We start from the raw sequence: 12,943 nt of genomic DNA on the forward strand, positions 1-12,943 counted from the left end.
GTCTGGTTTGGGTATCTATAACCTATACAATGTTAAAAAGTTAACTATATTTTTGAATATTCTTATCTAAATAGTAGTTTTTAGAGAAAAAAATTCTAAAATATTAGAAAAATATTATTATGATATTATGATTTTATTTGTATTTAAGATAAATAGAATGGTTAATAAATTTTTGACAATGCTAAAAAATTAGCAAAGTAAAGGCCGCAAAGCAAGTATTTTATTATTTACGATTTTAAAATAACCAATATTGGTACGGTTATTGCTATATATAAAAGTGAAAATAAAATTTAAAGGAGGTTTATTAATGTTAGCAATACTTGGTTTTATAACTATAGTCGTTTTACTAGCACTAATAATGACAAACAAGGCGGCGCCTGTAACCGCACTTATAGCTGTACCGACAGTAGCAGCATTTATAGGAGGTTTTGGAAAGCATACTGGAGACTTTATAATGAAAGGTATCACAACCATAGCTCCAACGGGAACTATGTTTATCTTTGCAACGTTATTCTTTGGAATATTAACTGATGCAGGAACCTTTGATCCAATTATTAAAAAGATATTTAAGATAGTTGGAAGAGATCCGGTGAAAATTGTTTTAGGAACTGCTATCTTATCTATGTTTGTTCATTTAGATGGTAATGGAGCAGTAACTTTCTTGGTGGTTATACCAGCAATGCTGCCACTATTTGATGCAGTAGGAATGAAGAGAACTACTTTAGCAACAGTAGTAGCATTATCTGCAGGGCTTGTTAATATGGAGCCATGGGGAGGAGTTCCTCTTAGGGCAATATCTGTTTTAAAAACAACCTCTACAGAATTATTCAACCCATTGCTTGTACCTATTCTAGTGGGAGCTATATTCATATTGTTTATAGATTATAGACTAGCTAAAAAAGAGGTAGCAAGAATCGGAAAAGAAAATCTTTTAAATATCAATATTGATGAAATTGCAGTTGACGAAGAAAAACAAAAACTTTATAGACCAAAATTATTTTGGGTAAATATCGTAATAATTATAGTTACTATTGCAATATTGATAAAAGGAATTTTTGCATCTACAGCTGTATTTATGATTGCATTTACTGTAGCTTTAGTTATCAATTACCCAAATGTAAAAGAACAGAGAGCTAGAATAGACGCTCATGCAAAAGAAGCACTTTTAATGTCTAGTATATTATTTGCTGCTGGTGCATTTGTTGGAATTATGCAATACTCAGGAATGATTAAAGCAATGGCTACTATACTAATATCTATAATACCTCATTCTCTAGGAAAACATCTTGCAGTTATTGTAGGTATAATAGGCATGCCAGCTAGCTTAATATTTGACCCAGATTCCTTCTACTTTGGAGTGCTTCCAGTACTTGCAGAAACAGCAAAAGGCTTTGGCGTTCCTGCCATAGAAGTTGGCAGAGCTGCATTACTTGGACAGATGACAACAGGATTCCCTGTGAGTCCACTTACAGGATCGACCTTCCTGCTGATAGGTCTTTCAGGAGTAGAACTTGGGGAACACCAGAAGAAAACTATATTATATGCTTTTGCAGTAACAATAGTAATGCTCATAACTTCTATTCTTGTAGGAGTAATTAAATTATAAATAAACATTATCAATATTTAAGGAGGCCATTAAATTGAAAAAAATAAGAATTGGTTCAGGTGCTGGATATGCTGGAGATAGAATAGAACCAGCTGTAGAACTTATGAAAAAAGGAAACCTTGACTATATTATATTTGAGTGTCTGGCAGAAAGAACAATAGCAATAGGACAACAACAAAAATTAAAGGATCCAAATAAAGGATATAATGAATTATTAGAATATAGAATGACACAAGTGGTGCCTCTATGCAAAGATAAGAAAATAAAGGTAATAACAAATATGGGATCTGCAAATCCTATAGCAGCTGCTAAAGTTGTAAAAGAAATTGCAGAAAATCAAGGAATTAAAGGGTTAAAAATTGCTGCAGTTATAGGAGATGATATCTTCAATAATATAGATAAATATATAGATTATAAAATACTTGAAACAGGAGAAAAGTTAGAATCCATAAGACATCAAATAGTTTCTGCTAATGCATATATTGGAACACAGGGAATAATAGAAGCTTTAGAAGGCGGTGCTGATATTGTTATAACTGGCAGAGTTGCAGATCCTTCTCTTACTTTAGCACCATTGATGTTTGAATTTGGTTGGAGTAAGGAAAATTATGAGTTTTTAGGAAAAGGAACTTTAGCTGGACATTTATTAGAGTGTGCTGGACAAGTAACAGGAGGATATTTTGCAGATCCAGGCTATAAAGATGTACCTGAATTATGGAACTTAGGCTTCCCTATTGCAGAAATATCAGAAGATGGAGAAATAGTTATCACAAAGCTTGAAGATGCAGGTGGAATGGTTACTGAAGACACTTGTAAAGAACAGATAATATATGAAATCCATGATCCAGAAAATTATTTTACACCAGATGTTATAGCGGATTTTTCTAAGGTATCTGTTAAACAGTCAGGAAAAGATAAAGTTTTAATGAAGGGTGCAAGTGGAAAAGAAAAGACTGGTTTATTTAAAACTAGTGTAGGTTACAAAGACTGCTATATTGGAGAAGGAGAAATGAGCTATGGTGGTTCAGGAGCCTATGAAAGAGGAAAACTTGCAGGAGAGATTATTAGAAAGAGATTAGAGTACATAAAAGCACCAATTGAAGAGTTAAGAATAGACCTTATTGGAGTAAACTCTCTTTATAAAGATTCTTTAAGCGACGCTTTAAATAATGGACGTAATGATTTTGGTGAAGTAAGACTTAGAGTTGCTGCAAGAACATTAACAAAAGAAGCTGCAGCAGTAATAGGAAATGAAGTGGAAGCACTTTATACAAATGGACCAGCAGGCGGCGGTGGAGCAAGAAAAGGTGTTAAAGAGATAGTATCAGTAGCTTCTATATTTGTACCAAGTGAAGATATAAATATAAAAGTAGTTTATGAGGAGGTATAAAGATGAAATTAAGAGAAATTGCACATTCAAGAACTGGTGACAAAGGAAATATTTCAAATATATCACTTATAGCTTATAAAGCAGAAGATTATGAAGTAATCAAGAATGCTGTAACTACAGATAAAGTAAAACAGTGGTTCAAAGATATAGTACATGGAGAAGTAGTAAGATATGAATTACCTAATATAGGTGCTTTAAATTTTGTTATGTATGATGCCTTAGGCGGAGGGGTAACGAGGTCGTTATCTTTGGATATGCATGGAAAAAGCTTAAGTTCTGTATTGCTTGATATGGAGATATAGAAGTATTTTTCAAAGGAGTATGATAGTATGGCTAATAAAGTAATGAGTATTGATGAAGTAATGGAACATATAAAAGATGGAATGACAATTATGATAGGTGGCTTTATGGGAGTTGGTACACCAGAACCTATTATTGATGCAATGGTTAAAAAAGGAGTAAAAGGTTTAACTATAATAGCAAACGACACGGGTTTTCCAGATAAAGGTGTTGGTAAGTTAATAGTGAATAAACAGGCTAAAAAAGTTATAGCTTCTCATATAGGTTTAAATCCTGAAACTGGAAGACAGATGAATGAAAAGGAAATAACAGTGGATTTAATACCTCAAGGAACTTTAGCAGAACAGATAAGATGTGGTGGTTCTGGTATAGGCGGTTTCTTAACAGAAACTGGAGTGGGAACAATTGTAGAAGAAGGAAAGCAAAAGATAAAGGTTAATGATAAAGAATATCTTTTAGAATTACCACTAAGAGCAGATGTAGCTATAATAGGTGGAACTATAGTGGATAAAAAAGGTAATACTTTTTACAATGGATCAACAAGAAACTTTAACCCATTAATTGCAACGGCAGCAGACATGGTTATAGTAGGTGCAGAAAAGCTTGTTGAGGTTGGAGAATTAGACCCAAATAATGTAATGACACCAGGGATATTTGTGGATTACATAGTTGGAGGTGAAAATTAATGGATAGTAAAATGGCTAAAAAAATTATTGCAAAAAGAATAGCTAAGGAATTAAAGGATGGAGACGTAGTAAATTTAGGCATAGGACTTCCTACAATGGTGGCAAACTATATACCAGAAGGTATAGATGTAACCTTACAATCAGAAAATGGTTTTGTAGGTTTAGGCTGTGCACCAGAGGAAGAAAAAGTAGATATGGATATAGTAAATGCGGGTGGACAACCTGTTACTATAAAAGAAGGCGGAGCCTTTTTTGACAGTGCTACATCTTTTGGTATTATACGAGGTGGACATGTTGACGCTACAGTTTTAGGAGCTTTAGAGGTGGACCAAAAAGGAAATTTGGCAAACTTTATGGTACCAGGAAAAATGGTGCCAGGTATGGGCGGAGCAATGGATTTAGTAAGTGGAGCAAAGAAAGTAATTATTGCAATGCTTCACACAGCTAAAGGAGAGCACAAAATATTAAAGGAATGCAAATTGCCGCTTACAGCAGTAGGTAAGGTTAGTCTTATTGTTACAGAAATGGGGCTTATGGAAGTAACAAAAGATGGTCTTGTACTTAGAGAAATTGCTGAAGGAACAACTATTGAAGATGTAATAGCAGCTACTGAGGCGGAGCTAGTAATTGATGAAGAACTAAAGATTATGGAATCATAGAAACAATTAGAAAAACTATATTGGACAAAGTTGCTAGAGGACAGAGGACAGTGAAGGAAAGTTTTCTTCCTTGCGTCAGAAAACTAAATTTATTTTTTAGGCTTGTTTTGCTTAGGCAAAACATTGCTGATTTATATAGATTAAAGATTTTTCGTAGAGAAGCGGAGAAAAAGCATCCTTCATTGTCCTCTGTCCTCTAAAATGTTCTTTTAAGTTAAATGGCAGTATTAGATATATATAGGAGGATAACAATGAAAGAAGTAGTCATCATAAGTGCAGTAAGAACTGCAGTTGGAAAATTTGGGGGAGCATTAAAGGATGTTCCGGCAGCAGAGTTAGGAGCTATAGTTATTAAAGAGGCACTTAACAGAGCAAAAGTTAAACCAGAATTAGTGGATGAAGTTATAATGGGTAATGTTATACAAGCAGGACTTGGACAAAATATTGCAAGACAAGCAATAATAAAGGCAGGTCTGCCAGAAGAAGTTCCAGGTTTTACTTTAAACAAAGTTTGTGGTTCAGGTTTAAGAGCAGTTAGTTTAGCAGCTCAAATGATAAAAGCAGGAGATGCAGAGGTTGTCATAGCTGGTGGTATGGAAAATATGTCAGCAGCACCATATGTACTGCAAGCTGCAAGATGGGGACAAAGAATGGGCAATGGAGCTATTGTAGATACAATGGTAAATGATGCACTTACAGATGCTTTCCAAGGCTACCACATGGGGATGACTGCAGAAAATATAGCTGAAAATTGGAATTTAACTAGAGAAATGCAGGATGAGTTTGCAGCAGCATCTCAACAAAAAGCAGAAGCAGCTATAAAGAATGGTAGATTTAAAGAAGAAATAGTTCCTGTAGTTATAAAAAATAGAAAGGGAGAAATAGTGTTTGATACAGATGAATTCCCTAGGTTTGGAACCACAGCAGAATCTTTAGGTAAATTGAAACCAGCCTTTAAGAAAGATGGAACAGTAACAGCAGGAAATGCTTCAGGAATAAATGATGGAGCAGCAGCTATGGTTATAATGAGTGCTGAAAAGGCAGAAGAACTTGGATTAAAAGTAATGGCTAAAATAACTTCTTATGGATCAAAAGGATTAGACCCAGCAATAATGGGATATGGACCATTTTATGCTACAAAAAAAGCTTTAGAAAAAGCAAACCTAACTATAGAAGATATGGATTTAATAGAAGCAAATGAAGCTTTTGCAGCTCAAAGTTTAGCAGTAGCAAAAGATTTAAATTTTGATATGGAAAAAGTTAATGTAAATGGAGGAGCTATTGCAATAGGACATCCAGTTGGATGCTCAGGAGCAAGAATATTAACGTCATTATTATATGAAATGGAAAAAAGAGATGTTAAACGTGGTTTAGCAACTTTATGTATAGGTGGCGGTATGGGTACTGCTATCATAGTTGAAAGATATAGATAAGCACGGCTGACACTTAACTTATATGCAGGTATATGTTTCAAAGGGGCTGTCGCAATAACATCTGTCCCAATAACATCTAAGGCAGACACTTAACTCATACTCCAGGAGATATTTACATTCTTCCATCACAATAAATACTTTTGATAAGTCTAAAGCACAGTGTTTTGAAAATCTAAGAAACTTTTTAATTCTATAATTGTTTAGAGGAGCATGCACAGATATAATTTACAAAAATCTGTATATGCTCTTTAATAATTTAAATTAGCATTTTTACTTATAAGCAAATTTTTTTATTGCACTGTCATAAGGATACTTTATTTTACATCAGTTTTTAAAATAAAGAATTTATTAAAGTTGTTGACATTATAGAAAACGATATCTATAATAAAAATAAAGAAAACGTTGTCTGTTAAATTGTTATATGTTTTTAATTAAAGTTACTGCTTTTAAATAACACTCAACTAAAAAAGCATTCTATTTTATGTGATAAGGAGGACAGGGTATAATGATTGAGAGAATACAATATAAAACTATAATATCTATATCTATGATGTTGGTTGTTATCGTATCGCTTCTAGGAATCAAGTGGTATAGCAGTGATGAATATATAAAATATGTTTCAAAATGTGAGGAACAAAAACTTAAAAATGATACTCCTAATCACTTACAAAAGAAAAAGACTGAGGTTCCCATAACAGTAATCAGTTCTACAACGGGAGTGACTCAAATAAATAATCATTTAGAACAAGAATATACTCCTGAGATGGCGGTTCAATTGGCAATAAATAAAGTTGCTCAAACATTAGAATTAAAAGATACTTCGGATATCATAGGGGAGTGTAAAGGCTTTTCGTATAAGGACGGTAAATACTATGCTTATGTTCGTCTTAAATCTAGGAGTATTATTCAGGCAGGTGGAATTGGAACAATAGCCAATATCTATATAGCAGAGGATGGCAGCACAATTGGTCTTTAAAAATAATGCTATGACAGTTTATTCATTTAGAAATATCAGTATATGTGCTATAAGAAGTCAAGTTAGTGCAGATAGAAAAAAGGAGATGCATTAAAGTGAATTGGGTTCATGAAAATAAAAAATGGATGATTTTTTCTGTGACTAGCATGGCCAATTTAGTTGGAACATTTTCTGTAAACAGTTTGAACATTGCGCTTCCAACATTGACAAAAGAATTTGGTGTGAGCCAGAATAGTATTAGCTGGTTAGCCCTAGTATATTCATTGATATCCTGCTGTACACTGCTGATTTTGGGACGGGCAGCAGAACTTTACGGATACAAAAGGCAGTTTAAAATTGGTTTTTTATTTTTTGGATTAGTATGTATTGCAGCCCCATTATTATCTGTAAATTTAGGAGTTCTAATTTTTTTCAGGTGTTTGCAGGGCATTGGGTATAGTATTATGATTTCTATCACACAGGCAATTGTTAGCCGAACTTTTGACTCGAAGGAACGTGGCAAGGCCCTCGGTGTGAATACTGTATTTATTTCCATAGGATTGGCTGCAGGTCCTACAATTGGAGGATTTTTATTGACTCATTTTTCATGGCATGCTATTTTTTATTTTAATGTGCCTATCTGTATTTTAGGTTTTATTTTAACCTGTTTTGTTATGGCAGATGATGATATGGAAACTTCTGAAGGCAAAAATATGGATTGGTCTGGTGCAGTTCTATTTGCAATGTCAGTAGGTATTTTTTCAGTTGGACTTAATTTTACTACTCACTGGGGATGGAAATCGATCTACTTCTTAGGATGTATGCTTTTCAGCGTGTTATCATTAAATGCATTTATCATGCGTGAAAAACGCATAGAATCACCACTAATGTCTTTGCAATTATTTAAAAATAAAACATTCTCTATGGCAAATGTTGTTTCTATGCTTTCGTATTTGGTGCAACAATTAATTACCTATTTATTACCCTTCTATTTGATAAATATACAATCACTGCAATCGGATGTTGCAGGATTGATTATGCTATCATCATCAATTGCGATGATGGTAATCTCCCCAGTTGGAGGGAGTATGACTGATAAACATGGAGCACGTTTGCCATCAGGCATTGGACTGATTTTCATCTGTGTTAGTTGTCTATTTATGAGCTCATTAAAAGAAGCCTCAAATTATTTTGTCGTGATTTTTACGTTGATTATTATGGGAATTGGAACTGGTTTAAGTGTTTCTTCTATTAATACAGCCATATTAAATTCAGCGCCAAGGGAACATGCTGGTGTTGCCTCCGGAATGCTAGCAACTATGCGCAATCTTGGACAGACATTAGGGGTTGCATCTAGTAGTATTATATTAACATCTCGTCAGTTGGTTTATAATGAAAAGACACACTTAAGTGCTAAAGGTACCTATCTTCTTGCACAGAGGGATACTTATTATTTTGGAATTGTTGTCTTAGTAGTAGCACTTATCTTTATTTTTCTACTTCCTCATTCTGTAATAGATAAAAAATTAGGAGATGTCAAAAGTTATCATAAAGAAATGTAATATAAATCTTAAGATAAAATTAGACAAAGGAAATAGATTGAAAGCGGGCCCAAAAGCCACGCTTTTTTATTACTACAATTTTATCTATAACATTATCAACTAAATTTATATTTATAAAAATAATGTTTATATGATTTTGCCTCAAGTTTACCAATTAATTCAACGAAATATATGTTATACCCATTACGATGAATCATATCATAAGTAAGCGCGCTTTTTAAGATATGTTTTATGTTCTCTAGAAATTTTTGGTTTGAGGGGGTTTTTGATTCTTATATTCTACAAAAATACAAGAATATTCAAGAAAAATGTAGATTTATGTTGACAAAGGAAAATATCAACATGAAAACATAATTGTCAATAAGTGCTGTGTGATAATTAATGGTATGTAATAGATAGAACAAAAAATGATAAAATTTGAAAGTTTAGTTAAATAAGGGAGCGGGTATTATGAATAAAAAAGCTATCGGAATAAAGGGAAAAATTTTACTACCTTCAATTGTAGCTCTTTTGGTAACTCTAGTAAGTATTAGCGGTATTGTAATCTATCAAGTAAATAAAAAGGCTCGTGAGGATTATTTTACTAATTCCAAGGAACAAATGAAGAGTGTTTCTCAGGCAATTAACATTTTTTATGATCAAATTGATAAAAATATTGATATGCTAGCAACAAATCCTTCAGTAATGATGCTCGATAATAGTATTACAACCTATAAAAATACAACTAAAGATACCCCAATGACCCCTTCAACTAATAAAGGTATTGAACAAGAAATCTATAAAGTATTTGAGCAATATGCAAATAGCCATAAAGGTACAAGTTATGTGTATTTGGGAACAGAAGATGGAGGATATATACAATGGCCAGAAGAGAGTATACCAGCGGGGTTTAATCCTCCAAAAAGACCTTGGTTTAATGATGCAATGAATAAAAAGGGAAGTATCATTAGAACAGAACCATACACTTATAAATCCCAACTACTTACAAGTAATGCTCGTACAATTACTGATAAAAATGGAAAAGTCATAGGTGCAATAGGAATTGATGTACAACAATCTTATATTAGTGATATGTTAAATAAAATGAAGAGTGGTAAAACAGGATATTCAATGATTGTACATAATAATGGCTTAATAATGGCAGATGGAAAAAATCCTAAAAACAATTTTAAAAAAATTGAAGAGATTGGGATTAATGGATTAGACAAGCTCCTAGCTAAAGACTTAAAATCATTTGATGTTGTTATTGATGGTGAAAAATATATAGTAAATCCATATAAAGTTGAGGGGACTGATTGGATATTAGCATCATTTATTACAGAAAAAGAGCTAATGGATGGTGCAAAAAACATAATGAATATAGTAATGTTTTCTGCAATAATCATACTATTAATAACATCTATTTTGTTTAATTTTATTTCAAGCAGTATAACAAAACCTATCTTAGCAGTCACAAAAAGAGTACAAGATTTTGCTGATTTGGATTTTTCGGTAGATGAAAAGGCAGATACACTAAAATATCTAAGTAGAAAAGATGAAATAGGGGCTATGGTGAGAGGCTTTAGAAGTATGAGAGAGAACGTATCAGAATTTATCCATAAAACTGCAGATTCAACGGAAAGGGTTGCTGCATCAGCAGAAGAATTAACTGCTACTTCTCATCAAGCAGCTACTGCATCAAATGAAGTTGCCAAAGCTATTGATGAAATTGCAAAAGGAGCCAGTGACCAAGCTAAAGACACCCAAACAGCAGCCAATAATGTAGAAGAGTTGGGGAATTTATTGGAACAAGATTTGAATTATATAGAAGAACTCAATATTGCGGCAGTTCAAATTGAAAAGCAAAAAGAAGAAGGTTTTTTAATTTTGAAAGAGCTTATTAATAAAACTGAAAAAAATAGTGATGCTACAAGAAATGTTTATCAGATTATTATTAGTAACAATGAAAGTGCAGAAAAAATTGAAAGTGCTAGTACTATGATTCAAAGCATTGCAGACCAGACCAATCTGTTAGCTTTAAATGCTGCAATAGAAGCTGCAAGAGCAGGGGAAGCAGGTAAAGGTTTTGCAGTTGTTGCTGAAGAAATAAGAAAGCTTGCAGAGCAATCTAATAACTTTACAAATGACATTAAAAATGTAATAAATGAGTTAAAGTCAAAATCGGAAAGTGCAGTCGACTTGATGCAAGAAACAAAGCATGTTGTTGAGGAACAAGCTGGTAGTGTTGAAGCAACTGAAGGAAAATTTGAGGGAATAGCAGAAGCGATAGATGCTATAAAAGCTGTAATTAATAAACTAAATAATTCTTCCAAACTAATGACAGAAAATAAAAACAAAATCATTGAGTTAACTCAAAACCTATCCGCAATTTCTGAAGAGAATGCCGCTGGAACAGAGCAAACATCTGCATCTATGGAAGAACAATCAGATACAATTGAAGAAGTTGCTAAATCAGGGGAGAGCTTAGCTACAATTGCAGAAGAATTAAGGTTATTGATAGATAGATTTAAAATTTAATTTTTAAAAGAAAATTAATACACAAAAATGGGATAAAAGGTGAAAAGCCTCAAGTCCCATTTTTTATGAACTTAGTTATTTTTTACAATTATTACAGAATTTAATTTCAGATGAAATACTAGACTCTAATTTTTCTATTAAAATATAACTTGTACCTAATAATCTAATACTCTGACTGATTCCCTTTCGAAAATCGATGTACTTAAAGTGATTTCCACTTTCTCTTTCCATTGGGTAATAACATCCACAGCCATTTGACCCATTTCATAATGAGAAACTGAGAGTGTGGTAAGAGGAGGAGTTGTGTACCTTGCCTCTGTTATATTACCTATACTAATTATAGAAATATTTTTTGGAATACTAAATCCTAGTTCTCTCATAGCACTCATAGCTCCGATAGCAATATTATCATTTGCACAGCAAATTGCAGTTAAATCCTTGATCTTAGATATTAATAATTTGCAGGCTTCATATCCTCCCTTTTGTGAGAAATCACTGTTGGTAATATATTCTTTATTGTATTTAATGCTAGCAGTGTCAAGTGCTGTCTTAAATCCCTTTAGACGATCTATAGAAGTAAATAATTTTGGCGGTCCCCCGATAAAACCTATTTTTCTGTGTCCTCGTTCAATTAAGTATTCTGTGACTTTTTTACCAGCCTCGAAGTCATTTATCATTACAAATGGAATTTCAATTCCCTGGGGAGCTAAAGATACTACTTTCAAGCCAGATTTTTCATGTCTTGCAAGTTGGGTCTGAAGTCCTTTTTTATAATCAATTTGATCAAGCCCTCCTCCAGCTAGTATTATGCCCTTTACTCTATGCTGCCAAAGATGCTCATGATACCTCAATTCATCTTCAGGATTACGACCTGTATTACATACAAAAGATAGATAACCAAGTTCACTAGCTCTATCAGTCACTCCATTGGCTATTTCTCCAAAATAAGAATCTGAAATATCTCTTACAATCAATCCTATAATATTACTGAACTTTTTTCTTAATCCTTGAGCAGCTTTATTAGGAGTGTATTGCAATTCATCAATTACCTTTAATACTTTTTCTCGTGTTGCTGAAGCTATTGGATAATCAACATTATTCATTATACGAGATACGGTAGTAACTGAGACTCCTGCTTGTTTTGCTACATCAACAATTGAAATATTTTTCATAGTATATTCTCCTAAAAGTCAAAATAAAGTAAAACGTTTTCTTTAATTATATTATACATAATTTTCGTCATATTAACAATATGTATGAAAAAATAGTTGAATAAAGTGCCAAATGTCTTGGAAAAACAACACTCGTATCTAAAAATGAAAGATAGAAAAATGTTATGATTCTTTCATGATTACGTATATAATAATCTTTATTCTATACATATTTAGAATGGATAGTACAAAAAAGAAAATGTTATCTGTATAAATTTTACATAAAATCTATAATAATAATGATTTCATCTATAAATTTCAAGCTTTAATATGTTTACAATTGGTTTGGAATTATATTAAATTTATTGATATGAGTGCTTAGAAACCATATAGTATGTCTATTTTATTAAACATAGTTTTAAGAAAAATAAAAAATTAAAAAAATTATTGACATTATAGAAAACGTTAACTATAATAGATTTATAGGAAACGTTACCTATCGAGTTGTAACATAACTCTTATATGTTTAATAATATGTTTTTATTAAATATATAAGACTAAGGAGTATCTGAAGAGAAAAAGGTTTAAAAATTTATTTATAAAATGGAGGAATTTAATTATGGCAAAAGCAGCAAAATCAAGAGCAGAATGGAGAGGTATTTATCCTGCAATATGTATACCTTT

Annotated in this window: 10 protein-coding genes; 9 read left to right on the forward strand and 1 reads right to left on the reverse strand. The window is 32.5% G+C overall.

The window, feature by feature from the left end; translation table 11 throughout:
- Positions 1-307 precede the first annotated feature (307 nt).
- The 9 genes from I6U48_RS27225 (at position 308) to I6U48_RS27265 (ending at position 11,108) form a co-directional block, all read left to right on the forward strand.
- Positions 308-1,606: a CitMHS family transporter gene (locus I6U48_RS27225; RefSeq protein ID WP_218323653.1), complete on the forward strand. Its 1,299-nt coding sequence runs from the start codon at positions 308-310 to the stop codon at positions 1,604-1,606.
- A gap of 34 nt (positions 1,607-1,640) precedes the next feature.
- A complete protein-coding gene (locus I6U48_RS27230) occupies positions 1,641-2,996 on the forward strand; it encodes an acyclic terpene utilization AtuA family protein (protein ID WP_218323654.1) in 1,356 nt (451 codons plus the stop codon).
- Positions 2,997-2,998: 2 nt separating this feature from the next.
- On the forward strand, positions 2,999-3,298 hold the full coding sequence (locus I6U48_RS27235) for an AtuA-related protein (protein ID WP_218323655.1): 300 nt from the start codon (positions 2,999-3,001) through the stop codon (positions 3,296-3,298).
- Positions 3,299-3,325: 27 nt separating this feature from the next.
- The gene (atoD, locus tag I6U48_RS27240) at positions 3,326-3,982 is read left to right on the forward strand and encodes an acetate CoA-transferase subunit alpha (RefSeq protein ID WP_218323656.1); all 657 of its coding nucleotides are present in this window, start codon (positions 3,326-3,328) and stop codon (positions 3,980-3,982) included.
- Positions 3,982-4,641, forward strand: coding sequence for a 3-oxoacid CoA-transferase subunit B (locus I6U48_RS27245; protein ID WP_218323657.1), 660 nt, complete (start codon positions 3,982-3,984; stop codon positions 4,639-4,641). The genes atoD and I6U48_RS27245 overlap by 1 nt, the downstream gene beginning before the upstream one ends.
- 251 nt (positions 4,642-4,892) lie before the next feature.
- The gene (locus tag I6U48_RS27250) at positions 4,893-6,074 is read left to right on the forward strand and encodes an acetyl-CoA C-acetyltransferase (protein WP_218323658.1); all 1,182 of its coding nucleotides are present in this window, start codon (positions 4,893-4,895) and stop codon (positions 6,072-6,074) included.
- Between the two features lie 505 nt (positions 6,075-6,579).
- Positions 6,580-7,050: a hypothetical protein gene (locus tag I6U48_RS27255; RefSeq protein ID WP_218323659.1), complete on the forward strand. Its 471-nt coding sequence runs from the start codon at positions 6,580-6,582 to the stop codon at positions 7,048-7,050.
- Positions 7,051-7,145: 95 nt separating this feature from the next.
- Positions 7,146-8,591 carry an MFS transporter gene (locus I6U48_RS27260; protein ID WP_312891147.1) on the forward strand — a complete coding sequence of 482 codons (1,446 nt, stop codon included), beginning with the start codon at positions 7,146-7,148 and terminating at the stop codon, positions 8,589-8,591.
- A 450-nt stretch (positions 8,592-9,041) separates the two neighbouring features.
- Positions 9,042-11,108, forward strand: coding sequence for a methyl-accepting chemotaxis protein (locus I6U48_RS27265; protein ID WP_218323660.1), 2,067 nt, complete (start codon positions 9,042-9,044; stop codon positions 11,106-11,108).
- Between the two features lie 155 nt (positions 11,109-11,263).
- Here I6U48_RS27265 and I6U48_RS27270 read toward each other — a convergent pair whose 3' ends face one another.
- On the reverse strand, positions 11,264-12,280 hold the full coding sequence (locus I6U48_RS27270; RefSeq protein ID WP_218323661.1) for a LacI family DNA-binding transcriptional regulator: 1,017 nt from the start codon (positions 12,278-12,280) through the stop codon (positions 11,264-11,266).
- Positions 12,281-12,943: the final 663 nt, after the last annotated feature.

Source organism: Clostridium thailandense, from assembly GCF_019207025.1.
GTDB classification, from domain to species: Bacteria; Bacillota; Clostridia; order Clostridiales; family Clostridiaceae; genus Clostridium_AM; species Clostridium_AM thailandense.